Origin of the sequence: Sphingomonas sp. ATCC 31555, assembly GCF_000282895.1 — a bacterium.
Taxonomy (GTDB): Bacteria; Pseudomonadota; Alphaproteobacteria; order Sphingomonadales; family Sphingomonadaceae; genus Sphingomonas.
The window spans coordinates 99,867-122,809 of sequence record NZ_ALBQ01000014.1; the positions used below are offsets into that span (position 1 = coordinate 99,867).

Here is a 22,943-nt window from a genome sequence, read left to right on the forward strand (position 1 = left end):
GATCAGAGCTTCTCGGTCAGCTCCGGTACCAGCGTGAACAGGTCGCCGACGAGGCCGATGTCCGCCACCTGGAAGATGGGGGCGTCCTCGTCCTTGTTGATCGCGACAATCGTCTTCGAATCCTTCATGCCGGCGAGGTGCTGGATCGCACCCGAGATGCCGACCGCGACATAGACCATGGGTGCCACGATCTTGCCGGTCTGGCCGACTTGATAGTCGTTGGGCGCATAGCCTGCGTCCACCGCCGCGCGACTCGCGCCAACCGCAGCACCCAGCTTGTCCGCCAGCGGATCGATCAGCGCGTGGAACTGTTCCGACGAGCCCAGCGCGCGACCGCCCGAGACGATGATCTTGGCGCTGGTCAGCTCCGGACGCTCCGACGCGGCGATTTCCGAGCCGGCAAAGGTCGAGAGACCCGTGTCGCCCGCCGCCGCCACGGCTTCCACCGTGCCGCTGCCGCCCGTCGCCGCCGCCTTGTCGAAGGCGGTGCCGCGCACGGTAATCACCAGCTTCTTGTCGCTGGTCTGCACGGTGGCGATCGCGTTGCCGGCATAGATCGGCCGGGTGAAGGTGTCCGGACCCTCGACCGAGAGGATGTCCGACAGCTGCATCACGTCGAGCGCGGCGGCGACACGCGGCGCCACGTTCTTGCCCGTGGTGGTCGCCGGGAAGAGCACCGCGTCATGGGCATCCATCAGCTGGACGACCAGCGGCGCGACATTCTCGGCGAGGAAATGCTCGTACGCCGCATCGTCGGCGACATGGACCTTGCCCACGCCGGCGATCTGCGCCGCTGCCTCTGCCACGGCCGAGACGCCCTTGCCGGCGACGAGCAGGTGCACGTCACCCAGCTTGGCGGCCGCGGTGACGGTGGAGAGCGTCGCGTCCTTGACGCTCTGATTGTCGTGTTCGACCCAAACCAGCGTCTTCATCACGCGACTCCCATGCCCTTGAGCTTCTCGACCAGTTCGTCGACCGAACCCACCTTGATGCCCGCCTGGCGCTTGGCCGGCTCGACGACCTTGAGCGTCTTGAGGCGCGGGGTGACGTCGACGCCATAGTCGGCGACGGTCTTCTTCGCGACCGGCTTGGTCTTCGCCTTCATGATGTTCGGCAGCGTCGCGTAGCGCGGCTCGTTGAGGCGGAGATCGGTGGTGACGATCGCCGGGAGCTTGAGGTCGACGGTCTCGAGGCCGCCGTCGATCTCGCGCGTCACGTGCACGCGGTCACCCGCGATCTCGACCTTCGAGGCGAAGGTGCCCTGCGCCCAGCCGAGCAGCGCGGCGAGCATCTGGCCGGTCTGATTCGAATCGTCGTCGATCGCCTGCTTGCCGAGGATGATCAGCCCAGGCTGCTCCTCGTCGGCGACCTTGGCAAGCAGCTTGGCGACCGCCAGCGGCTCGATCTCGTCGTCGGTCTGGATCAGGATGCCGCGATCGGCACCCATGGCGCGCGCGGTGAGCAGCACATCGGTCTCCGCCTTGGCGACGCCGATCGTGACGACGACGATCTCGGTCGCCGCGCCCTTCTCCTTCAGCCGCACCGCTTCCTCGATCGCGATCTCGTCAAAGGGGTTCATGCTCATCTTGACGTTCGCCAGATCGACGCCCGTCCCGTCCGCTTTCACGCGGGGCTTCACGTTATAGTCAAGCACACGCTTGACCGGTACCAGGACCTTCATCGCATCCTTCCTGTCTGCCGGGGCTCTCCCCCTGACAATTGGGTTACGTTTACGCGAACGTCAACCGCTCGCAAGCGATTCGGCGTACGCCTGCATCAGCGTGCCGAAGGATTCCGGGGGCGGAAATTTTGGATAGCTGTACGAAGCGCCAGTCGCGGCCCAGGGCAGCGCATCCTCGGTCCAAGTCTCAAGGAAGGGCGGGGCGGACATTCGCGCGTCGAGCATCGTAGTACGGATGTTGACGACGGCGTCGAGGCCCTCGGGCCGGGTGAACAGCCAGCTTTTGCAATGGTCGCAGTGGAAATGCCGGGTGGCGCCGTGCAGGCCGCCAAGCACCGGTTCGCCTCCAATCACGGCGAAGCTTTCCGCCGGGTAGAGGCCGCTCAGCGAATAGGCGCTGGCAGTCATGCGCTGGCACCCGGTGCAGTGGCAGGCCATGGTGACGAGCGAATCGCCCGTCACCCGGAACCGCACGCGGCCGCAGCGGCAGCCGCCTTCGACCGTCTTCACAGTCGAGGCGGCCGCGTCGCTCACGCCGCGTTCTTGACCTCCGCCACGATCTTCTGGGCAGCGTCGCCCAGATCGTTGGCGGCGACGATCGGCAGGCCGGAATTGGCCAGGATGTCCTTGCCCTGCTGTACGTTGGTGCCCTCGAGGCGGACGACCAGCGGCACCGAGAGGTTCACTTCCTTGGCAGCTGCAACGATGCCCTCTGCGATGATGTCGCAGCGCATGATGCCGCCGAAGATGTTGACCAGGATGCCCTTCACCGCCGGATCGCTCAGGATGATCTTGAACGCCGCGGTGACCTTTTCCTTGTTCGCGCCGCCGCCGACGTCGAGGAAGTTGGCCGGGAACATGCCGTTGAGCTTGATGATGTCCATCGTGGCCATCGCCAGGCCGGCTCCGTTGACCATGCAGCCGATATCGCCGTCGAGCTTGATATAGGCGAGGTCGTACTTCGACGCCTCGAGCTCCATCGGATCCTCTTCGGTCTCGTCGCGCAGTTCCATCAGGTCCTTGTGACGGTACATTGCGTTCGAATCGAAGCCGACCTTGGCGTCGAGCACCATCAGCTTGTTGTCTTCGGTGACGGCGAGCGGGTTTATCTCGATCTGCGAGGCATCGGTGCCGAGAAAGGCGTTGTATACCTTGCCGGCGAGGCTCTGCGCCTGCTTGGCGAGATCGCCCTCGAGGCCGAGTGCCTTGGCGACGGCGCGGCCGTGGTGCGGCATGAAGCCGGTCGCGGGATCGACGTCGAAGGTGTGGATCTTCTCCGGGGTGTCATGCGCGACGGTTTCGATGTCCATGCCGCCTTCGGTCGAAACGACGAACGCGACTCGGCCGGTGGCGCGATCGACCAGCAGCGCGAGGTAGAATTCCTTGGCGATGTCGACGCCGTCGGTGACGTACAGGCGGTTGACCTGCTTGCCGGCGGCGCCGGTCTGGATCGTCACCAGCGTGTTGCCGAGCATCTCGGTCGAGGCGTGGCGGACTTCGTCCTCGGTCTTGGCGAGGCGGACGCCGCCCTTGGCTTCGGCCGGCAGTTCCTTGAACTTGCCCTTGCCGCGGCCGCCGGCATGGATCTGCGCCTTCACGACATAGAGCGGCCCAGGCAGCTTCTTCGAGGCTTCGACGGCCTCCTCGACGCTCATCGCGGCAAAGCCGGCCGGCACGGGCACGCCGAACTTCGCGAGCAGTTCCTTGGCCTGATATTCGTGGATGTTCATGAGAGCAGTCCGCCTTTTCAAGGGAACGGGGAGGGATCGCGCCCGCCTAAAGCACAGCGCGCGCGCAGAATCCACCCTTTTAGGTGTTATTGCTATTGCAAATTAGCTTCAGAAAGTCGATCCTGTGCGCGTACTGTTCGCCCGCCGAACACACACGAATTTCCCCTTTGGGCAAAGTCAATGGCAAGCGCCGCCAGGATCGCCTAGATAGGCTGCATGTCCCTCCCAACTGGAATCGCGCTGTTCGTCGTCACCGTGCTCGGCATGGAGCTGTTCGCCTATGCCGCACACCGCTGGATCATGCATGGGCCGGGCTGGTTCCTGCATGCCAGCCATCACCGGCCGCGCACGGGCAATTGGGAATGGAACGACCTGTACGCCGCGATCTTTGCGGTGCCATCGTTCGTGCTGCTACTGGGCGGCGCGCATCTCGGCTGGTGGACCGGCTGGGCATGGATCGGCGCGGGCATCGCCGCCTACGGCATGATCTATTTCGGCTTTCACGACCTGATCGTCCACAAGCGCGTCCGCCATCGCTACATTCCGCGATCGAGCTACATGAAGCGCATCGTCCAGGCACATCGGCTGCATCACGCGGTGCACACGCGCAAGGGCACGGTGAGCTTCGGCTTCCTCTATGCCCCGCGTCCGGAGGTGCTGAAGGCGCAGCTGCGCAGCAGCGGGGCGCTGACGCAATCCAGCACGATCCCGGATTGACGGAGAGGCCCGGGAGACCCACATCCTGGGCTTATGGAGCACCTCAACCTCCCCGAATCCGAATGGCGCAAGCGCTTGACCCCGCAGCAATATAGCGTGCTGCGCGAGGCTGGCACGGAACGCGCTTTTTCCGGTCGTTACAACGACAACAAGGCCGACGGCGTCTATCGCTGCGCCGGCTGCCAGCTCGAACTGTTCGACAGCATCGATAAATATGATTCAGGCTCGGGGTGGCCCAGCTTCACCCAGCCCGCAGCGGCGGAGCATGTCTCCGAACACGCCGATGTGAGCCACGGCATGCGCCGGGTAGAGGTGCGCTGTGCCCGCTGCGACGGCCATCTGGGCCATGTTTTCCCCGACGGACCTCCACCAACCGGGCTGCGCTATTGCATGAACTCGGTAAGTCTCGACTTCCGACCGCGCGCCGCGGGCGCGTCGGCAGCCTGATCCTTGTGAGAATGCCCCGCACCCTGTAATCGGCGACGCCGTACATGGCCGCAAAATCGAAAACCGCAGGTGCGCCTTGGTGGCGCCGGGGCTCCTTCTGGAAGAAGTTCTTCCTCTGGTCGTTCATCGGCGGCCTGGGCGTGGCATTGCTCGCGTTCATCGCGTTGGCGGTCACGGTCTATTCCGCCAAGTCGACGCTGCCCAGCTTCGACGAGATGAAGTCTTCGCCGAACGGCCAGATGATCCGCGTGCATGCGGTGGATGGCACCGTGCTCGTTTCGCTCGGGCCGAGCTATGGCGAATGGATTCCGTACGACCAGATCCCGCAGCAGATGAAGGATGCGATCATTGCCGTCGAGGATCGTCGGTTCGAGTCGCACTGGGGCGTCGATCCGGTGGGCGTTGCGCGCATGTTCTGGGTCGCCAAGCGGCTGCACGACGAAGGCCGCCGTCTGCAAGGCGCCTCGACGATCACGCAGCAGGTCGCGCGTACGATTTTCCTGTCGACCAAGTACAGCGTTACCCGCAAGATTCGCGAGGCGATCCTGGCGCTCGCGTTGGAACGCAAGTTCAGCAAGCAGCAGATCCTCGAGCTGTACCTGAACAAAGTGTATTTCGGTGGCGGCGCCTATGGCATCGACGCGGCGAGCCGGAAGTTCTTCGGCCATCCTGCGACCAACCTGTCGCTCGGCGAATCTGCGATCATCGCCGGCCTAGTGAAAGCGCCCTCGCATTACTCCCCCACCGCCGATGCCGAAGCCGCGGTGGATCGCGCGACCGTGGTGCTGAAGGTGATGGCCGATGCGGGCAAGATCAGCACCGCGGAGGCCAATGCGACCGATCCGCACAGCGTCCAACTGGCGCCAGAACCCAAGCAGAACAGCGTGCGCTACTTCACCGACTGGGCGCTGCCACAGCTGGAGACGCTGATCGACGAGACCGAAGCGCCGCTCGACGTGTGGACGACGCTCGATCTAAACATGCAGCGCAGCGCCGACGAAGCGATCCGCGCCAATGCGCCCGATGGCGCGCAGGGTGCGCTGGTCTCGATCGATCGAGACGGTGCGGTGCGGGCGATGGTGGGGGGGAAGGACTATGTCTCCTCGATCTACAACCGCGCCACCCAGGCGCAGCGTCAGCCGGGATCCTCGTTCAAGCTGTTCGTCTATCTCGCCGCGCTGGAATCCGGGCACAAGCCGGATGATGTGGTGGTCGACGAGCCGGTCACGATCGACGGATGGACACCCCGCAACGATTCTCGCCGCAACAGCGGCCCGATCACGATCCGCACCGCCTTCGCCTATTCGGTGAATACGATCGCCGCCAAGCTTGGGCAGGAAGTCGGCTTCACCACCGTGGCGGACATGGCGCGCCGGTTCGGCATTACCACCCCGATCAACACGCAGCCGGCGATGGTGCTCGGGACTTCCAACGTGCGCCTGATCGACATGACGCGCGCGTTCGCTTCGGTGGGCAACAACGGCGTCGCTGTGACGCCTTATGGCATCACGCGGGTGACCGCCAACGGCCAGGTGATCTATCAGCACGAGGTGGATACCAGCCATGTGCTGGTGGCCAGTTACGTCGCGGCGCAGATGATCGATCTGATGCAGACCGCCGTCGCCACCGGCACCGGCCGCGCCGCGCAGATCGGTCGCCCGGTCGCCGGCAAGACCGGTACGACCAGCTCTAACAAGGATGGCTGGTTCATCGGCTTCTCCAGCGGGCTCACCACCGGCGTTTGGATGGGCAGGGACGATGCCAAGGTGGTGCCGGGCCTGCAGGGCGGCCGCGCACCAGCGCGTGCCTTCCACGACTTCATGGTCCAGGCTGTGGCCAAGCGCCCGGTGGAGCAGTTCGAGACCGAGCTTACGCCGCCGGACAATATGCTTGAGCCCGACGAGGACGCCTATGGTGCCCCCGACAACGGCATGATGCTGGACGAGAACGGCAATCCGCTCACGCCGCCGCCGCAGGTACCGGTGGAACCGCAGGAGGACGGCGCCGTCGACGGGCCTGTCTCGACACAACCGGGAGGCCGCCCGGCTCCGGTCCAGCAGCAGGGGGACAAGCTCGACCGCGACTGGATTGCGCGGATGACCGGCCGTGCGCCGGGCCAGCAGCGCCAGCCCGTCCAGCAGGATCGCCAGCGGCCCAACGACGGCGATTGAAGCAGCCTGCGGCGCGTAGGCGTCAGGTCTGCGCGCGGCCTATCCAGTGCAGCCCTGCACCGTATCGGCGAAGCCAGTGGCGATGCGGCGTCGGATCGGCACCGTACAACTGCTCGACCAGAGCATGGAAATCGGGGCCGTGATTCATGTGGACGCGATGTGCGACTTCATGCGCCACCGTCGCTCGCCGCACCGCGCTGGGCGCCAGGATCAGTCGCCAGCTATAGCGGATCACGCCGGTAGAGGCGCAGCTGCCCCAGCGGCTCCGCGCGTCGCCGATCGCCACCTTGGTCACGCGAACGCCCGCCAACGCGGCATATTGAGCGGTTTCCTCGCTCAGCGTTCGTAGCGCCTCCGCGCGCAGCCAGCGCTCGACACGGCGTGCCAGTCCCTCCGCGGTTCCACCGCACAGCAACTGCCCGCCCGCTTGCCGCACGCCACGAACGCCTGTCACAGGCCAAACGATGGTAAGGTCGCCGTCGCCAAACGGAATGCGCGCACCGGGCACGAACGGCCGGCACTCCGGTAGCGTCTCGCGCTGGGCTGCAATCCAGCCCTGCTGCTCGCGCACCCACTGCATCGCCTTGGCCAGCGACGCTCGCGGCGGTATCGTCAGCCGTATTTTGCCGTCCCGCGGATCGATGGCGAGCCGCATCCGCCGCGCACGGGGATGACGGATGACTTCGACATCGGGTGTCACAGCCGCCGATCGGTCATGTGATGTTCGAGATCGCCCGCATCGTCCTCGGAAATCGTCCAGCCGCGCGTCGACTCACCCGCCCGGTGCACCGCCTCCGGATCTCCGGAAACGAGATAATGCCAGTCCGGCAGCTTCTCGCCATTGGCCCGCAGCCGATAGGCGCAGGTGGTGGGCAGCCATTCGATGTCGCCTACGTTGCGGGTCGTCAGCCGCACGCACTCGGGCACATAGGCACGGCGGTGCTTGTAATCCTTGCACCGGCCCATCTTCCGGTCGAGGAGCCGGCAGGCGACGTTCGTAGCGAACAATTCGCCCGTCTCCTCGTCCTCCAGCTTGTGCAGGCAGCATTTTCCGCAGCCGTCGCACAATGCCTCCCATTGCGCGCGGTCCAGCGCCTCCAGCGGCAAATCTTCCCAGAATTTAACGGTCACCGCACCCAATGCTCAAGTTCGGCGACGATCGCCGGGGGATCCTTTTCCAGCGGCAGGCTGGTGATCGGCTTGCCATCGGGCCCCATCAGATAGGCGACTTCGCTGTGCCCCATCAGATAGCCGGACGGCGTAGGCTGTTTCATATAGGCGATGGCGTAGGCCTTCGCCACCTGCGCGACTTGTTGCGGGGTGCCGGTCAGGCCGATGAGGCGCGGGTGAAAATTACCGACATATTGCTTCAGCTGCGCAGGCGTATCGCGTTCGGGATCAACCGAAATGAACAGCGGCACGATCTTCGCCGCCGTGCGGGGCGCCTGCTTCTCCAGCGCGCGGAAGGCCGCACCGATCTTCGCCAGATCCGTGGGGCATACGTCCGGGCAATAGGTGTAGCCGAAGTAGACGATGCGATATTTGCCCGCAAAGTCCGCATCCTGCACGCGCTTGCCGTTCTGATCGGTGAGGGTGAACGGCCCGCCGATCCGCGCCCCCGCCAGCGGGGGTTCGCCGGTATTGTCGGCGCCGCATGCCGCAAGCGCCAACGCGGCCGCCAAAGGTTGCAGCTTCTGAAACACGCTGTTCATGGTGTCACCCGCCATCTTCTGTTAGGGTCCGTTCCGGCAAGCGCCGCCAGTAACCAAGGGTTTTGATCACGCAATGAACGTTCGCCTTGCTCAGGCCGCCGCGGCGGCTCTTCTGCTCCTGCCGCTTCCGGCACTCGCCCAGGGCGCCGGCCAACCTCGCGAAAGCATCCAGTTCCTCGACGCGATCCGTAAGCAGGATGGCTCCAAGGTCAACGAGTTCCTGCGCGACAAGGCGACCTCGATGGTCAACGTGAAGGATCCGTACGGCACGGGCGAGGCCGCGCTGCACATCGTCGTGAAGCGCAGCGATCCCACCTATCTCAGCGTGCTGATCAACCAGCCCGGCGTGAACGTGAACATCCAGGATCGCGAGGGTAACACGCCGCTGATCTTCGCCGCCGAACGCGGCTGGGTGGCCGGCGTCGAAGCGCTGCTGGCCAAGAAGGCCAACGTCAATCTCGCCAACAATGCCGGGGTGACACCGCTGATCCGGGCGGTGCTTGCCCATGACGGCGAAGTAGTCCGCAAGCTGCTGGATGCCGGCGCCGATCCCGATCGCAGCGATTTCGGCGGCGGTCTTTCGGCCCGTGAATATGCCAAGCGGGAAACCCGCTATCCCAGCATCGCCAAAATGCTGGCGGATGCACCGAAAGTAGGGCGGGCTGCAACCGCGGCGGGGCCGAAGCTCTGACGCTTCTCAGAACCCGTCAGCAACGTCGGGATCAAGCATACCCAACAGCCTTCGTCCGGCCCGCCGGGCGAAGGCAAGCGTCGCCTTCCGCCGCATCGCCGCCGCCAACGGCACCGTAGCCGCTTCGCGCGCCACTGCAGCGTCGTAGCGATCGGCGACGATCAGGCCGGTGCGTTCTGGCAGGAAATGGGGTTGTTCCAAAGGGCGGAGATCGAATCCGCTGGGCACCGCCCAGAAGAATCGATCGCAATGGCCAAGATATTCGTGCCATTTGCCGTCGCCCAGCAGATCGGCCCGCGACACCTTGATCTCAACGATCACCACATTGCCTCGCGAATCCAGCGCCATCAGATCGACGCGCCTGCCGCCGTCCAGCGGCACTTCCGCGATCGCCACGCAATCGTGCCGCAGCAACATGCGGCAAACTCCGCGCACGACATCAGCAGCCACCAGTGGTGCGGCTTCCGTCGTCAGATCGGCAGCGGGAACGAGCGCGGGCAGGGCAGCGGACATCGTCGCAATTTAGAACAAGAAGCGAACATAGAAAAGCCGCCGAATCGCTTCGGCGGCTTTTCTGCTGTCTCCACCCGTAGCGGGTCAGCGATAGAAGACGTGGTTCCCAACGGTCGCGACGGTCGCGCGGCCGAAATTAGGGCTGACATAACGCGCATGGAAATACAGCGCGTCGCCCGCCGGGCTCTCCCACAGATTCTTACGGGCAACCTGCGCCACGGCCATCGCACGACGCCACTGGGCATTGTCGGGCGCCTTGGGCAGCTTGCCACCGCGAACGAAGGAAAACTGGCCACGCTGGGTGATTACCGAGCAGACCGAGCCAGGGAAGCGCCCCGACGTGCTGCGGTTAAGGATCACATCGGCGACTGCGAGCTGGCCGGAGAGAGGCTCGCTGCGAGCTTCGTAATAGACGCCGGTTGCCAGGCAGCGCAGTTCGCGATCGTCTTCGAGCGCGACCGCTTCTTCCTGCGAATCCACTGCTTCGGACAGGCTGGCATATTCAGGCTTGGGATCGGCGGTGGCCTCCGCCTGCTGCTCGACCGCGGCATCGCCTGCGGGAACCTGCACGGACGGGGAGGCGTTCTGATTCTGAACCGGGATCGGTTGTACCATCGCGCGACCCTGGAGGTCCTGCGGCACGGCCGGGTTCAGGTTGAGCGTGGCGGCATTTGCCAGTGCGCCAGCGCAAAAAGTCACAGCTGCAAAGGTTGCAGCCCGTGGCAAGAGCTTCATTTTTTTACAGTAATGTGCGGTTGGCGCGCGGACAGCCATTGCTCCAACGGAGACGAGACCGCCGGGCTTACCCCCCGACTGCGTAACCGATCGACTTCACACCCCGAACGGCACAACGCGATTTGACGTTGTCGAACCCTTTCGCGGGATGGCGCTGGAGTGTCAAGAAAGGTTCATCGTTTCAGCGGCGAACCGTTCGGCGCCTGCGATATCCAGTTCGACGACCCACAAATCAGGATCGCGCTCGCGCCGCCTTCGCCAGTAAGCGCTCGCCTCTGCCTCTCCGGCTAGGTCGCCGGGACCCGAGGGCAGCAGCGCAGGCAAGCCCGCCGGCCCGATCCCGCGTTCAACGAAGCGTGGGCGCGTACCGCGCTCGAGCAGTAGGAGCAGTATCGCGCCGGAGGTCGCATCGCCCTTCGCCAGCACCATCGCGGACCCGCCTTCGGCATCGGCGCGGCGTATCAGCGCGCTCACCAGCGTCGCGCTGGTCAGGCGCGGCATCATGCGGTGCGGTAGCCGGGCAGGGTGGCGAGCGGGATTCGGGAGCGCATGAAGGTGCCAGTGCCGCGCGCCGCTTCCTCGCCGCGCGCGTCGATCAGCCGCGCCTCCGCCACGAACACGCGCCGCTGACCGCTCACCCATCGCCCCTCGGCAATCACCGGGCCTTCGGGCAGCGGCCTGGTGAGCAGCAGGTTGAATGCCGTCGTCAGCAGAAACCGATCGGTGACCAGGCTGTTCGCCGCATAGAAGGCGGCATCGTCGAGCATCTTGAAATAGCTGGTACCATGCGCGGCTCCCGCGGCATGGAAGAAGCGCGCGTCCACCTCGAACCGGATGCGCGCCACACCGGCTTCGGGGATCTCGAGGACGGACGGGAAAAGCTGATTGATGGGTGCCGCGGCGTAGAGCGATTCCAGCGCGCGGTAATGCGCTTCCGCACCGGTGGGGGCCACGGCCCCCGCCTCAAGCGGCGTCACGCGCCTCGACCCCGGTGAGCAGCGCGAAGAGCGCATCGGGCGACCCGGCGCCGCGCAGCTTCTCGGCGAACGGGCGCTCACGCAGCCGGCGCGATACCGATGCCAGGGCCTTCAGATGCTCGCTCCCGGCATTGCTGGGGGAAAGCAGCATAAACACCAGGTCCACCGGCAGATCGTCGACCGCCCCGAAATCGACCGGCTGTGCCAGTCGCGCGAACACCCCGCACACACGCGGCAGATCGTCCAGCCGCGCATGGGGGATGGCGATGCCAGCGCCAAAGCCGGTGGAGCCGAGCCGCTCGCGTTCGGCCAGCCGCTCGGCCACCAGCCGCGGGTCGACGCCATGCGCCATCGCCGCAGTGGCGCCAAGCTGCTGGAACAGCGCCTTCTTGTTACCCGCCGTTACGCCGGCGAGCACCGCCTCCGGCACGAGCAAATCGCTCAGATCAGTCATTGTCGTTCCAAAGAAGCGGCTGCCCGCGGGCAAGCCGGCGCCTTACGCCGGTGCGCGGTTGGGCTCAACCCAGCCGATTGTACCGTCACCGCGGCGATACACCATATTATAAGCCCCGGTGCCGCTGTTGCGGAACAGAAGCGCGTTGGTGTGACGCAGATCGAGCATCATCACCGCGTCCGATACGGTCGCATCCGGCACGTCGACGCGCGTCTCGGCGATCACCAGGGGCGCATCGGCCACCTCTTCCTCGGCGTGCGGTTCCTGGAACAGCGTGTAGCCGGCATTGTCGAAGCCATTGTCGTACGCGCCGCCCTCAGCCAGTGCGATCACCTCGTTCGGCCGGCGATCCTTCAGACGGCGAACATAGCGGCGCAATTGCTTGTCGATCCGGTCCGCTGCACCATCAAACGCGCCATGCGCTTCCATGCCGCTGTTGGTCGCCTTCAGCACCAGCCCCTGCGTCACGTGCATCACGATGTCACAGGTGAATCCGTTGTCATGCGGCCCCTTGCCGAAGGTGATCTGCGACGAAATGGCGCGGGAGAAATACTTGTCGGCGATACCCTGGACCCGATCCGTCACCTGCGTCTTGAGCGCTGCGCCCGTATCGACCTGATGCCCCGAGATCCGGATATCCATATGTACCTCCACTTCGCAATTAGGGACGAGCGACCTAGGGCTGCGCCGGAACCGCGTCGATTGTGGGAACACCCCATAGCGGCTCGTCCAGGGACTTCAGAAACGCTGCGTGCCGTTCAAGTTCCATCGCACTCGCGGTGAACCGCCGCGCCGGCCGGACGTGCACCCGAGTCGGCGCCTCTGCGACGGTTTCCGGCATCACCGGCACCTCCTCGGCCAGGCCCAGCGTAATCTGGCGGCCGCCGGTCAGCTCGACATAGACCTGCGCCAGCAGCTGCGCGTCGAGCAGCGCGCCGTGCAGCGTACGCGCGCTCAGATCGATGCCGTAGCGGCTGCACAGCGCATCGAGCGTATGCTTGGCGCCGGGATGGCGGGTGCGGGCGAGCACCAGCGTATCGACCATGCGGCTCAGGTCGACAAGCGGCCGGCTGCAGCGGCCGAGCTCGCCGTTGAGGAAGCTGAAATCGAAGCCCGCATTGTGCGCGACCATCGGCGAATCGCCGATGAAGTCGAGCAGATCCTCGACGACATCCTCGAACACCGGCTTGTCGGAGAGGAATCGTTCGGACAGGCCGTGGACGTTGAACGCCTCCACCGGCATCGGCCGCTGCGGATTGATATAGGCGTGGAAATGGTTGCCGGTGGCAACCCGGTTGACCAGCTCGACACAGCCGATTTCGACGAGGCGATCTCCGCCTGAGAAGCTGAGTCCCGTCGTTTCGGTGTCAAACACGATTTCCCGCATGGAGCGCTTATCCACCCGCAGGCGGCGCGAGGCAAGCGATGACCGTGCGTACGCAATCTTCCGTAACCTGCAGACCTTCGCCGGTGGGAATCACGAAATCGGCGCGGGCGCGCTTTTCGGCGTCGGGCATTTGCCGGGCGAGAATGGCCTCGAACCGCTCTGCGGTCATGCCGGGGCGGGCGAGAACGCGCTCGCGCTGCACCTCGGGCGGTGCGGATACGACCGCAATCTTGTCGACATGCCGCCAGCCGCCCGCCTCGAACAGCAACGGTACGTCAAGAACGACGAGTGGCGCGTCGGCGTGCATCGCCAGGAACGACTCGCGCGCCTCTGCGACGGCGGGGTGCAGAATCGCTTCGAGTCGGGCGAACGCGGTGGGGTCGGCCATCACCGCTTCCCGCAACAGCGTGCGATTCACGCCGAGCTCGGTAGTCGTGTCTGGAAATTCGGCCTCGATCGCTGCTACCGCTGCGCCATTGGGCCCCTGTAGGTGGTGGACGATGGCGTCTGCATCGAACACCGGCACGCCGCCCGCCGCGAACATCGCCGCCACGGTCGACTTGCCCATGCCGATCGAGCCGGTGAGCCCGAGCACGATCGGCCGCCTGCTCATGCGGTAAGCAGTGCGCGCAGTTCCTCGTCGCGGTCGCGCGGGGGCTCGGCGCCGAAGAACAGTTCGAAGGCAAGCGCGGCCTGACCGACCAGCATCTCGAGTCCGTCCACCGTGTCCAGCTCGCGGTCCCGTGCCTGGGCGAGCAGCGGCGTCTCGAGCGGGGCGTAGACGATATCGTACACCACCGCATGTTCGGGCAGCGGATCGAGGTCCAGCTCGAGCGGGGGCTGGCCACCCATGCCGAGCGGGCTGGCGTTGACCAGGAGGTCGGCCGCGGGCAGCGCCACGCCGATCGGCAAAGCATCGCCCTTCACCCCGAAGCTCGAGAGCAGCGCCGCCGCCTTGAGCACGTTGCGGTTGAGGATGGTCACTCGGCCGATACCCACGCGAGACAGCGCGAACAGGACCGCCCGGGCGCCACCGCCGGCGCCGACTACCACCGCGTGGCGGCCTTCGAGTTCCAGTCCAGCGATCGGCGAGAAGAAGCCGCCTGCATCGGTATTGGTGCCGATCAGCGTGCCGTCCTCGCCGCGGATCACGGTGTTCATCGCTCCGATCGTGCCGCGCACCCCGCCGGGATCACCGACCAGGTCCATCACCGCCAGCTTGTGTGGGATGGTGACGTTGCAGCCGCGCCAATCGGCATCGTCCTTCGCGCGAGCGAAATAGCCGGCGAGATCGTCGCCCAGCACATGGGTGCGGCGGTAATCGCCCTCCAGACCCAGCGCATCGAGCCAGAATTTATGGATGATCGGCGATTTCGAATGGGCGATCGGATCGCCGATCACCTCGGCATAACGAGTCACTTGGGCATCACTCCCCGGGTGCGCAAATAGTCGAGAATCGGCAGCAGCGGCATGCCGAGGATGGTGAAATGGCTGCCCTCGGTGCGGTGGAACAGCTGCACGCCAGGTCCTTCGATCCGGAAGCAGCCGACACAGCCGGCGATGGCGGGCCATTCCAGGTCGAGATAGGATTCGATGAACGCCTCGCTCAGCGGCCGGACGTGGAGTCGCGCCCGATCGACGTGCCGCCAGACCGGGCGGCCGCCCTCGGCGATCACCGCGGCGCTGTAGATGTCGTGGGTCTTGCCCGACATGCGCTGAAGATGGTCGCGCGCCTGTTCGCGGCTCTCGGGCTTGTCGAGCAAGCTGCCATCGTCGAGCGCGACCAGCGAATCGCCGCCGAGCACCAGCGCCTGCGGCGCCATGCGTGAGACCTTGAGCGCCTTGAGCTCGGCGAGCGCGTCGGCAAGGTCACGGGGAGACGTGCCCTCGGCAAGCAGCGATGTTTTGGCGCTGGCCTCGTCGACCAGGGCGGGCAGCGCCTCGTGCGCCACCCCGGCGGCATCGAGCATCGCCCGGCGCGACGCGCTCTGGGAAGCGAGAACCAGAGTCGGCATTATCGGCGTTCCATTTCACGGTCGTTGCACAGCTGGATGATCGCGGCGGCGGTTTCCTCGATCGAGCGGCGGGTAACGTCGATCACCGGCCAGCCATTGTCGGCAAACATGCGGCGCGCAAAGGCGATCTCGCGCTGCACCGCTTCCTGGTCGACATAGTCGGTCTCCGGCGCCTGGTTGAGCGAGAGCAGCCGGTTGCGGCGGATCTGGACCAGCCGATCGGCGCTGGTCGTCAGCCCGACGATCAGCGGCCGCTGGAGCTGGAACAGCTTGGCCGGCGGCGGCGATTCCACCACCACGGGAATGTTCGACACCTTGTAGCCGCGATTGGCGAGATAGATCGAGGTCGGCGTCTTCGACGAGCGCGACACACCTGCGAGCAGGATGTCGCTCTCCTCCCAATCCTCCCAGCCGATGCCGTCGTCATGCGCGATGGTGAACTGGATCGCATCGACGCGGGCGAAATAGGCGGCGTCGAGCATGTGCTGGCGCCCCGGCCGTGCCTTGGCCTCCTGGCCGAGCAGGTTGGAGAGCGCATGGCTCACCTGGTCGAGCGGCGCGATCGCCGGCAGCCCCAGCGCGCGGCACCGCGTCTCGAGCATGCGGCGGATGTCGCGATTGACCAGGGTGTAGATCACCAGACCCGGGTTCTGCGCGATCTCCTGCAGGATGCGCTCGAGATGCGCCTCGCTGCGCACCATCGGCCAGAAATGGCGCAGCGGCTCGACATCGTCGAACTGCGCCAGTGCCGCCTTGGCGATGTTTTCCAGCGTCTCCCCGGTGGAGTCCGAGAGCAGGTGCAGGTGCAGCCGCATCAGGCTGGGGACCGATCTGTGCATAACATGGCGAACAAGCGGTAGCGTAACCGCGGCATCCGGCCAACCCGCCGAGATTCGGGAAAGCCCGTGTGATTCGTCCACAGCGGCATCCCCAGCTTGTGCTTTCCATTCACAGGCTGTGAGTCTTGTGGACAGATTTCCCGAATCCGTGCGATTCCGGATGGCCGCAGGAGTCAAATTGTTGGCAACTGACTCACATCGCCATAAGCCCCGGCTTTCACCGGCCAACAGACTCCAACATCCTGAGAATCGAATCTTCTAGTAGTGGGATCCCGGCTCTGACTCTTCGCGCTTCCAAGCCGCTGCTCGCGACCCTGACAGGGACTCGCCAGCCCGTTCCGCCCGTCTGGCTCATGCGCCAGGCCGGTCGATACCTGCCCGAATACCGTGCGCTCCGTGCCGAAAAGGGCGGATTCCTGGCACTCGCGATGGATTCCGAGTCTGCCGCGGAAATCACGTTGCAGCCGATCCGCCGCTTCGGCATGGACGGCGCCATCCTGTTTTCCGACATCCTGGTGGTGCCGATGGCGCTCGGCCAGAAGCTCTGGTTCGAGACGGGCGAAGGCCCCAGACTCGCGCCGACGGTGACCGCGCGCGACGTGCTCGACGGCTTCGATGCCGATTCCAGCGTCCTGGAGCCCATCTACGGCACGATAAGGCGGGTGAAGGCGGCCCTGGACCCCCAGACCACCTTCCTGGGCTTTGCGGGCTCTCCCTGGACCGTGGCGACGTACATGATCGCGGGACAGGGCAGCCGTGAACAGGCCGAGGCGCGCCGCCTCGCCTATCGCGACCAGGGCCTGATGCAGGCGCTGGTCGATCGCATCGCCGACCAGACCATCGCCTATTTGCGCGCCCAGGCGGAAGCCGGCGTGGAGGCTGTGCAGCTGTTCGACAGCTGGTCGGGCAGCCTCAGCCCCGCCCAGTTCGAACGTTGGGTAATCGCCCCCAACGCCCGGATCGCGGCAGCGGTTCGGGATCTGGTGCCCGTGATTGGATTCCCGAAGGGGGCAGGGGGCAAACTCGCCGCCTATGCCCGCGAAACCGGAGTGGATGCGATCGGACTCGACGAGACGGCCGATCCCGAATGGGCCAACGCGGTGCTGCCCGAAGGGCTGCCGGTGCAGGGCAATCTCGATCCGCTGGCGCTGATCACGGGCGGCGCGGTGCTCGACAGCGCGATCGACCGGATCCTCGCGGCCTTTCCGGCGCGGCCGCATGTGTTCAACCTGGGCCACGGCATCCTGCCCGACACGCCGATCGCGCATGTCGAGCAGCTGCTGGCCCGCGTGCGGGGGACGGCGGAATGATCGGCTGGTTGGGCAGTGCCTATCTTTGGGTGAAGGCGTTCCACGTCATCTTCGTGATGTTCTGGATGTCGGGGCTGTTCCTGTTCCCGCGCTACCTGATTCATCACCAGGAGGCGCTGGGCACGGCCGAGGCGGCGGCCTGGGCGAAGCGGGAGGGGATGCTGAAGCGGATGATCCTCACGCCCTCGTTGCTCATCGTCTGGGCGCTCGGACTGGCGCTCTCGGCCAATATTGGGCTGTTCGACGGGCAGGCGGGGATCGGCTGGCTCCATGCCAAGCTGCTCCTGGTGGTGCTGCTGAGCGGCTATCATGGCTGGGCAGTGGGCTATGGGAAGAAGCTGGGGCGCGGCGAGGCGCCGATCGCCACCCGCACGCTGCGCTTCCTCAACGAAGTGCCGGCGCTGGCGCTCGTCTTCATCGTCATCCTCGCCGAGGTGAAACCGTTCTGAAAAACCCTGCGATTCGGCGGGGTGAATCTGCGCCGAATCGCAGTTGACTTGGGGCACCCCCCCACCTAATTTTGCTGTCGTGTACCGAACCCCGGTGCATCCTTCCTCCAAGCATCGAATCCTGCGCGTACACATCGCCGATCGACGCTCTCCCCCTTAGAATTTCCGGACCTTCCATGCATCTCAAGGACCTCAAGAAAACCGCCCCTGCCGAGCTGGTCACCATGGCCGAGGCACTGGGCGTCGAGAGCGCGTCGACGCTGCGCAAGCAGGACCTGCTCTTCGCCATCCTCAAGGCCCAGGCCGAGCAGGGCGACCAAATCACCGGCGAAGGCACGATCGAAGTGCTGCCCGACGGTTTTGGCTTCCTCCGCTCGCCCGAGGCGAACTATCTCGCCGGCCCCGACGACATCTATGTCAGCCCCAACCAGGTCCGGAAGTTCGGCCTGCGCACCGGCGACACGGTGGAAGGCGAGATCCGCGCGCCGAAGGACGGCGAGCGCTATTTCGCTCTTACCAAGCTGCTCAAAGTCAATTTCGACGATCCCGATGCGGTGCGCCACCGCGTCAATTTCGACAATCTGACGCCGCTCTATCCCGAGCAGAAGCTGCGCCTCGACACGCTCGACCCGACCGTCAAGGACAAGTCGGCCCGCGTGATCGATATCGTCGCGCCGCAGGGCAAGGGCCAGCGCGCGCTTATCGTCGCGCCGCCGCGCGTCGGTAAGACCGTTCTTCTGCAGAACATCGCCAAGGCGATCACCGACAATCACCCCGAAGTCTTCCTGATCGTGTTGCTGATCGACGAGCGCCCGGAAGAAGTCACCGACATGCAGCGTTCGGTGAAGGGCGAAGTGATCAGCTCGACCTTCGACGAACCGGCCAACCGCCACGTGCAGGTCGCTGAAATGGTGATCGAAAAAGCCAAGCGCCTGGTCGAGCACAAGAAGGACGTGGTGATCCTGCTCGACTCGATCACCCGCCTCGGCCGCGCCTACAACACCGTGGTGCCCAGCTCGGGCAAGGTGCTGACCGGCGGTGTCGACGCGAACGCCTTACAGCGCCCGAAGCGCTTCTTCGGCGCGGCGCGCAACATCGAGGAAGGCGGTTCGCTCTCGATCATCGCAACCGCGTTGATCGACACCGGCAGCCGCATGGACGAAGTGATCTTCGAAGAGTTCAAGGGTACCGGCAATTCGGAAATCGTGCTCGACCGCAAGGTTGCGGACAAGCGCATCTTCCCCGCGCTCGACGTTGGCAAATCGGGCACCCGCAAGGAAGAGCTGCTGGTCGAAAAGGCCAAGCTCACCAAGATGTGGGTGCTGCGTCGCATCCTCATGCAGATGGGCACCATCGACGCGATGGAGTTCCTGCTCGACAAGATGAAGGATTCGAAGACCAACGAAGATTTCTTCGACAGCATGAACCAGTAACACGCGCCGCGCTGAAGCGAGGCATAAGAAGGCCGGGCCTTGTCGCCCGGCCTTTTTGCGTGCGGCGGCAGGGAACGGATGCGATGATGCCGCGTAGGCTTTGCGCGCGCCGATCCTGGCGCTAGGGCTTGAGCATGATCGATCTTCTTCTCAGCGCCGCTGCGGCGGGCATCGGAACGCCGCTGGACATCTGGCAGCACATCGTCGCCGATTTCTCGAACCTCGACGATCCTGCGGCGCTGGCCGCGTTCGGATCGGTGCTGATGATCGATCTGGTGTTGGCCGGCGACAACGCGATCGTTGTGGGCGCACTGGCGGCGGGACTGCCGGCGGACCAGCGCAAGAAGGTTATCCTGATCGGCATCGGCGCGGCCCTGGTGCTGCGCATCGCCTTTGCGCTGGTCGTCAGCTGGCTGATGGGCATTGTCGGCCTGATCTTCGCTGGCGGACTGCTGCTGCTATGGGTCAGCTGGAAATTCTGGCGCGAGATCCGCCATGGCGGCGAGAGCGGCGGTTCGGAAGAGATCGAAGGCGACGAGCGATCGGGTCTTCGGCCCGCGCGCAGCTTTGCCGGTGCGGCCTGGGCCGTCGCGGTGGCCGACGTCTCGATGAGCCTGGACAATGTGCTCGCCGTTGCCGGTGCGGCACGCGAACACCCTGGCATCCTGGTGGTCGGCCTCCTGCTGTCGGTGGCGCTGATGGGCCTCGCGGCCAATCTGATCGCCAAGCTGATCGATCGCCACCGCTGGATCGCTTATTTCGGTCTCGCGGTGATCGTGTTCGTGGCGTTCAAGATGATCTACGAAGGCTGGGTGGGCACCGAAGGCACCATGGGGCTGACCAGCCTGTTCTAATCCCCTGCCGGCCCTCCCCGCGTGTCGGGAAGGGCCGGTGCAGGTGCCTAGGCCAGATGTTCGGCGAAGAACTCCGCCGTGCGCTGGTCTGCCAGTTGCGCGGCCGCCTCGGACCGGCGCTTTCCCATTTCGGCTGCGAAGCCATGGTCTTCGCCCGGATAGTCGTACAGGGTAATGTTGGGGTGATCGTCCAGTCCTGCGTGCATCTTCGCCTGCACTTCTGGCGAGACGAAATGGTCTGCCTGCGGAATGTGGAGCAGCAGCGGCTTGGCGATCGCGTGCTTTTCCCCCAGCAGACCGTCGATCCCGACTGCATAATAGCCGACGCTGGCATCGATATCGGTGCGGGACGCCGTCATATAGGCTAGCCGGCCCCCCAGGCAAAAGCCTACGGCGCCCACCTTGCCGCCCCCGAGCGCGGCGCGCGCGACCTGAATAGTGGACTCGATGTCGGCAATGCCCTTGTCCTGGTCGAACTTGCCCATCCAGTTCAGCGCCTGTTCGAACTGGTCGGGAACGTCGGGATCGAGCTCGATGCCGGGTTGCAGCCGCCAGAACAGGTCGGGCGCGATCGCCAGATAGCCCTTGGCGGCCCAGCCGTCGCACTTCTGGCGAATGCCCGGGTTCACCCCGAAAATTTCCTGAATCACAAGAATCGCGGCGCGCGGAGTGCCTTCAGGGTGCGCGACATAAGCGGAGAAGCTGCCGCTCTCGTCCAGCGCATCGATCGTCAGGGTGCTCATAGCAGATACTCTCCGGTTAAGCGCCGCTCGTGCTCGAGCAGCCAGGATTTGGTGGTGGGGCCCTGGCCGGCCGAATAGGCACCCAGGCTGCCGCCTTCGTTCAACACGCGGTGGCACGGTACGATCAACGGAAACGGATTCCGCGCACAAAGTTGCCCGATGGCTCGTGCGCTGGAGCCCAGCGTTCGCGCCAGCTGGCCATAGCTGATGGTGCTGCCGAACGGCACGGCGATCAGCCCCTCTCGCAGCAGCATGCCGCGGGCGCTTTGGAGCGGCGAAAGCGGAAGATCGAAGCTCCGGCGCTCGCCCGCGAACCAGGCGGCAAGCTGATCGACTGCCGCGCGCACCGTGATGCTGCTGCCGTTTGCCGGTGTGCCATCGGCGCCGATGGCGATCCGGTACAGCTGCCGATCATCGCCTTCGATCCGGATCGGGCCGATGGGCGTTGCGATCAGGGCATGGTCGCGCGCATACATGGCAACAGGCCTAGCAGGGGGCCGGCGATGCGCTCAAGCGCGGAAGGAAACGCATGAAGATCAATGTCGAAGTCGAGTGCACGCCGGAAGAGGCCCGCCGCGCGATGGGCTTGCCGGATCTCACGCCCGTGCACGATCGCTATGTCTCGCTCATGGTTCAGGCGATCGAGAATCACGGCACCCCTGAAGGATTCGAGACGATGATGCGCAACTGGGCGCCAATGGGGGAGGCGGGCATGAATTTCTGGCGGGGCCTGTTCGATGCCGCCACCAAGAAGCCGGGAAGCTGATCGGCCGGCATGGACACGATCTTCGCGGTTTCCAGCGGCGCCTTGCCTGCCGCGATCGCCGTGCTGCGTATCAGCGGGGAAAAGGCATTTGCTGCGGCGCAGCAAATGATCGGAGCGCTGCCCCCTGCGCGCAGGGCAGGCGTACGCCGGCTTCGCGACCCATCCGATGGCGGAACGCTGGACGACGCGCTGGTGCTTTGCTTCCCGGGTCCGCGCACCGCGACCGGCGAGGATCTTGTCGAGCTTCATCTCCATGGCGGGCGTGCGGTGGTACGCGCGGTGGAGGCGGTTCTGGCCGGCATGCCTGGCTTGCGGGCGGCGGAAGCGGGAGAATTCACGCGTCGCGCGCTGCTGCACGGCCGGCTGGATTTGAGCGAAGCGGAAGGCTTGGGTGACCTTCTGATGGCCGAGACGGAGGCGCAGCGTCGCGCGGCGGTGCGCAGTGCCGGCGGCGCCGTGCGACGGCATGCAGAAGCCTGGGCCGAGCGCTTGTTGGCCGTCGCCGCGCGCATCGAAGCCGAACTTGACCATGGTGACGAGGACGATGTGGCGGGTGACGATCCGCTGCCAGCATTGCGCGTGCAGGCTGAGGCGTTGGCGCAGGATATCATGGTCGTCGCGATGCGGCCGCCAGTGGAGCGCCTGCGCGACGGGCTGCGGGTTGTGCTAGGGGGGCCGCCGAACGCGGGAAAGTCTACCTTGTTCAATGCACTGGCCGATCGCGATGCGGCGATCGTGTCGCCGATTGCGGGCACGACGCGTGACAGGATCGAGGTGCCTGTCGTGCGCGCGGGGATCGCATGGCTGCTGATCGATACGGCGGGACTTGCCGAGGCTACCGATGATCCGATCGAAGCGATCGGCGTGGAACGAGCCCGGTCGGCACTTGCCGAGGCTGATCTGCTGTTATGGCTCGGCGACGATGCCCCGCCTGCGCACCCTGCCAGCCTGTGGATCCATGCGCGGGCGGATGCACCCGAACGAAGGGCACCGCGCCCGGAGCAGATTGCCATATCAGTGCAGCAGGGCAGGGGACTGGAACTGCTATGGGCACGTATGGCCGAGATTGCCACCGAGTTGCTGCCGCCGCCGGATATGGTGGCACTCAATGCACGGCAGCGGCATTTATGTTGCACCGCAGCGGAGGCGCTGCACCGCGCTGCGCTCTTGGACGACTCCCTTCTGTTTGCGGAGGAGGTCCGGGCGGCGCGGCTGGCTATCGACGCGATCACCGGGCGAGCGGGGGTGGAAGACGTGCTGGATGCCTTGTTCGGGCGCTTCTGTATCGGCAAGTAAATGTTCCACGTGGAACGCAGAAC

General features: G+C 65.4%; 30 protein-coding genes. 10 read left to right on the plus strand and 20 right to left on the minus strand.

Annotation, left to right across the window (positions count from 1 at the left end):
* Positions 1 to 2: 2 nt before the first annotated feature.
* From B215_RS0107800 to sucC, 4 genes are read right to left on the minus strand one after another with little or no spacing between them, the layout of a single operon-like run.
* Positions 3 to 932: an electron transfer flavoprotein subunit alpha/FixB family protein gene (locus tag B215_RS0107800; RefSeq protein ID WP_019369083.1), complete on the minus strand. Its 930-nt coding sequence runs from the start codon at positions 930 to 932 to the stop codon at positions 3 to 5.
* A complete protein-coding gene (locus tag B215_RS0107805) occupies positions 932 to 1,681 on the minus strand; it encodes an electron transfer flavoprotein subunit beta/FixA family protein (RefSeq protein WP_019369084.1) in 750 nt (249 codons plus the stop codon). The genes B215_RS0107800 and B215_RS0107805 overlap by 1 nt, the downstream gene beginning before the upstream one ends.
* A 60-nt stretch (positions 1,682 to 1,741) precedes the next feature.
* Positions 1,742 to 2,215 (minus strand): GFA family protein, encoded by a 474-nt coding sequence (locus B215_RS0107810; RefSeq protein ID WP_019369085.1) that lies wholly within the window; start codon positions 2,213 to 2,215, stop codon positions 1,742 to 1,744.
* Positions 2,212 to 3,411, minus strand: coding sequence for an ADP-forming succinate--CoA ligase subunit beta (gene sucC / locus B215_RS0107815; protein WP_019369086.1), 1,200 nt, complete (start codon positions 3,409 to 3,411; stop codon positions 2,212 to 2,214). Before sucC ends, B215_RS0107810 begins: the two co-directional genes overlap by 4 nt.
* A 216-nt stretch (positions 3,412 to 3,627) precedes the next feature.
* Between sucC and B215_RS0107820 the strand changes: the two genes are divergently transcribed.
* From B215_RS0107820 to B215_RS0107830, 3 genes are read left to right on the plus strand one after another with little or no spacing between them, the layout of a single operon-like run.
* Positions 3,628 to 4,128 (plus strand): sterol desaturase family protein, encoded by a 501-nt coding sequence (locus B215_RS0107820; RefSeq protein ID WP_019369087.1) that lies wholly within the window; start codon positions 3,628 to 3,630, stop codon positions 4,126 to 4,128.
* A 33-nt stretch (positions 4,129 to 4,161) separates the two neighbouring features.
* Positions 4,162 to 4,575: a peptide-methionine (R)-S-oxide reductase MsrB gene (gene msrB / locus B215_RS0107825; RefSeq protein WP_019369088.1), complete on the plus strand. Its 414-nt coding sequence runs from the start codon at positions 4,162 to 4,164 to the stop codon at positions 4,573 to 4,575.
* A 44-nt stretch (positions 4,576 to 4,619) separates the two neighbouring features.
* Positions 4,620 to 6,746 (plus strand): transglycosylase domain-containing protein, encoded by a 2,127-nt coding sequence (locus B215_RS0107830; protein ID WP_019369089.1) that lies wholly within the window; start codon positions 4,620 to 4,622, stop codon positions 6,744 to 6,746.
* Positions 6,747 to 6,768: 22 nt separating this feature from the next.
* Here B215_RS0107830 and B215_RS0107835 read toward each other — a convergent pair whose 3' ends face one another.
* From B215_RS0107835 to B215_RS0107845, 3 genes are read right to left on the minus strand one after another with little or no spacing between them, the layout of a single operon-like run.
* A complete protein-coding gene (locus B215_RS0107835; protein WP_026009064.1) occupies positions 6,769 to 7,446 on the minus strand; it encodes a M48 family metallopeptidase in 678 nt (225 codons plus the stop codon).
* Positions 7,443 to 7,886 carry a YcgN family cysteine cluster protein gene (locus B215_RS0107840; protein WP_019369091.1) on the minus strand — a complete coding sequence of 148 codons (444 nt, stop codon included), beginning with the start codon at positions 7,884 to 7,886 and terminating at the stop codon, positions 7,443 to 7,445. Before B215_RS0107840 ends, B215_RS0107835 begins: the two co-directional genes overlap by 4 nt.
* Complete coding sequence (locus B215_RS0107845) at positions 7,874 to 8,473, minus strand: SCO family protein (RefSeq protein WP_019369092.1); 600 nt, start codon at positions 8,471 to 8,473, stop codon at positions 7,874 to 7,876. The genes B215_RS0107840 and B215_RS0107845 overlap by 13 nt, the downstream gene beginning before the upstream one ends.
* A 58-nt stretch (positions 8,474 to 8,531) precedes the next feature.
* Here B215_RS0107845 and B215_RS0107850 point away from each other — a divergent pair, with 58 nt between their 5' ends.
* Positions 8,532 to 9,149 carry an ankyrin repeat domain-containing protein gene (locus tag B215_RS0107850; protein ID WP_019369093.1) on the plus strand — a complete coding sequence of 206 codons (618 nt, stop codon included), beginning with the start codon at positions 8,532 to 8,534 and terminating at the stop codon, positions 9,147 to 9,149.
* A 6-nt stretch (positions 9,150 to 9,155) separates the two neighbouring features.
* On the opposite strand, the gene B215_RS0107855 is transcribed toward B215_RS0107850, so the two are convergent.
* The 11 genes from B215_RS0107855 to B215_RS0107905 all read right to left on the minus strand — a co-directional run bounded on the left by B215_RS0107855 (position 9,156) and on the right by B215_RS0107905 (position 16,045).
* Positions 9,156 to 9,662 carry an MmcB family DNA repair protein gene (locus tag B215_RS0107855; RefSeq protein WP_019369094.1) on the minus strand — a complete coding sequence of 169 codons (507 nt, stop codon included), beginning with the start codon at positions 9,660 to 9,662 and terminating at the stop codon, positions 9,156 to 9,158.
* An 84-nt stretch (positions 9,663 to 9,746) separates the two neighbouring features.
* Entirely contained in the window at positions 9,747 to 10,361 is a 615-nt protein-coding gene (locus B215_RS0107860; protein WP_019369095.1) for a cell wall hydrolase, read from the minus strand.
* Between the two features lie 198 nt (positions 10,362 to 10,559).
* The gene (locus B215_RS0107865; RefSeq protein ID WP_019369096.1) at positions 10,560 to 10,901 is read right to left on the minus strand and encodes a DUF1491 family protein; all 342 of its coding nucleotides are present in this window, start codon (positions 10,899 to 10,901) and stop codon (positions 10,560 to 10,562) included.
* Positions 10,898 to 11,410, minus strand: coding sequence for a PaaI family thioesterase (locus B215_RS0107870; RefSeq protein WP_236704429.1), 513 nt, complete (start codon positions 11,408 to 11,410; stop codon positions 10,898 to 10,900). Before B215_RS0107870 ends, B215_RS0107865 begins: the two co-directional genes overlap by 4 nt.
* Positions 11,361 to 11,828: a PTS sugar transporter subunit IIA gene (locus B215_RS0107875; RefSeq protein ID WP_019369098.1), complete on the minus strand. Its 468-nt coding sequence runs from the start codon at positions 11,826 to 11,828 to the stop codon at positions 11,361 to 11,363. The genes B215_RS0107870 and B215_RS0107875 overlap by 50 nt, the downstream gene beginning before the upstream one ends.
* A gap of 42 nt (positions 11,829 to 11,870) precedes the next feature.
* A complete protein-coding gene (gene hpf / locus B215_RS0107880; RefSeq protein WP_019369099.1) occupies positions 11,871 to 12,470 on the minus strand; it encodes a ribosome hibernation-promoting factor, HPF/YfiA family in 600 nt (199 codons plus the stop codon).
* Between the two features lie 34 nt (positions 12,471 to 12,504).
* Entirely contained in the window at positions 12,505 to 13,215 is a 711-nt protein-coding gene (gene dnaQ, locus B215_RS0107885; RefSeq protein WP_019369100.1) for a DNA polymerase III subunit epsilon, read from the minus strand.
* Positions 13,216 to 13,222: 7 nt separating this feature from the next.
* On the minus strand, positions 13,223 to 13,828 hold the full coding sequence (coaE, locus tag B215_RS0107890; protein WP_019369101.1) for a dephospho-CoA kinase: 606 nt from the start codon (positions 13,826 to 13,828) through the stop codon (positions 13,223 to 13,225).
* On the minus strand, positions 13,825 to 14,634 hold the full coding sequence (gene aroE, locus B215_RS0107895) for a shikimate dehydrogenase (protein ID WP_019369102.1): 810 nt from the start codon (positions 14,632 to 14,634) through the stop codon (positions 13,825 to 13,827). Before aroE ends, coaE begins: the two co-directional genes overlap by 4 nt.
* On the minus strand, positions 14,631 to 15,230 hold the full coding sequence (locus B215_RS0107900; RefSeq protein ID WP_026009067.1) for a Maf family protein: 600 nt from the start codon (positions 15,228 to 15,230) through the stop codon (positions 14,631 to 14,633). The genes aroE and B215_RS0107900 overlap by 4 nt, the downstream gene beginning before the upstream one ends.
* Positions 15,230 to 16,045 carry a pyruvate, water dikinase regulatory protein gene (locus B215_RS0107905; protein ID WP_019369104.1) on the minus strand — a complete coding sequence of 272 codons (816 nt, stop codon included), beginning with the start codon at positions 16,043 to 16,045 and terminating at the stop codon, positions 15,230 to 15,232. Before B215_RS0107905 ends, B215_RS0107900 begins: the two co-directional genes overlap by 1 nt.
* A 377-nt stretch (positions 16,046 to 16,422) precedes the next feature.
* On the opposite strand from B215_RS0107905, the gene hemE reads away from it, so the two are divergent.
* The 4 genes from hemE (at position 16,423) to B215_RS0107925 (ending at position 20,115) form a co-directional block, all read left to right on the plus strand.
* On the plus strand, positions 16,423 to 17,379 hold the full coding sequence (gene hemE / locus B215_RS0107910) for a uroporphyrinogen decarboxylase (RefSeq protein ID WP_019369105.1): 957 nt from the start codon (positions 16,423 to 16,425) through the stop codon (positions 17,377 to 17,379).
* Positions 17,376 to 17,828: a CopD family protein gene (locus tag B215_RS0107915; protein WP_019369106.1), complete on the plus strand. Its 453-nt coding sequence runs from the start codon at positions 17,376 to 17,378 to the stop codon at positions 17,826 to 17,828. The genes hemE and B215_RS0107915 overlap by 4 nt, the downstream gene beginning before the upstream one ends.
* A 176-nt stretch (positions 17,829 to 18,004) precedes the next feature.
* Positions 18,005 to 19,261: a transcription termination factor Rho gene (rho, locus tag B215_RS0107920; RefSeq protein WP_019369107.1), complete on the plus strand. Its 1,257-nt coding sequence runs from the start codon at positions 18,005 to 18,007 to the stop codon at positions 19,259 to 19,261.
* A gap of 134 nt (positions 19,262 to 19,395) precedes the next feature.
* The gene (locus tag B215_RS0107925; protein ID WP_019369108.1) at positions 19,396 to 20,115 is read left to right on the plus strand and encodes a TerC family protein; all 720 of its coding nucleotides are present in this window, start codon (positions 19,396 to 19,398) and stop codon (positions 20,113 to 20,115) included.
* A 47-nt stretch (positions 20,116 to 20,162) separates the two neighbouring features.
* Here the strand turns inward: B215_RS0107925 and B215_RS0107930 are convergent, their stop codons facing one another.
* Together B215_RS0107930 and B215_RS0107935 are read right to left on the minus strand one after the other, a co-directional pair.
* On the minus strand, positions 20,163 to 20,858 hold the full coding sequence (locus tag B215_RS0107930; protein ID WP_019369109.1) for a dienelactone hydrolase family protein: 696 nt from the start codon (positions 20,856 to 20,858) through the stop codon (positions 20,163 to 20,165).
* Positions 20,855 to 21,334 carry a methylated-DNA--[protein]-cysteine S-methyltransferase gene (locus B215_RS0107935; protein WP_019369110.1) on the minus strand — a complete coding sequence of 160 codons (480 nt, stop codon included), beginning with the start codon at positions 21,332 to 21,334 and terminating at the stop codon, positions 20,855 to 20,857. The genes B215_RS0107930 and B215_RS0107935 overlap by 4 nt, the downstream gene beginning before the upstream one ends.
* 53 nt (positions 21,335 to 21,387) lie before the next feature.
* On the opposite strand from B215_RS0107935, the gene B215_RS0107940 reads away from it, so the two are divergent.
* The gene (locus B215_RS0107940) at positions 21,388 to 21,624 is read left to right on the plus strand and encodes a DUF6489 family protein (RefSeq protein WP_019369111.1); all 237 of its coding nucleotides are present in this window, start codon (positions 21,388 to 21,390) and stop codon (positions 21,622 to 21,624) included.
* 9 nt (positions 21,625 to 21,633) lie between these two features.
* The gene (gene mnmE, locus B215_RS0107945) at positions 21,634 to 22,920 is read left to right on the plus strand and encodes a tRNA uridine-5-carboxymethylaminomethyl(34) synthesis GTPase MnmE (RefSeq protein WP_019369112.1); all 1,287 of its coding nucleotides are present in this window, start codon (positions 21,634 to 21,636) and stop codon (positions 22,918 to 22,920) included.
* Positions 22,921 to 22,943 lie beyond the last annotated feature (23 nt).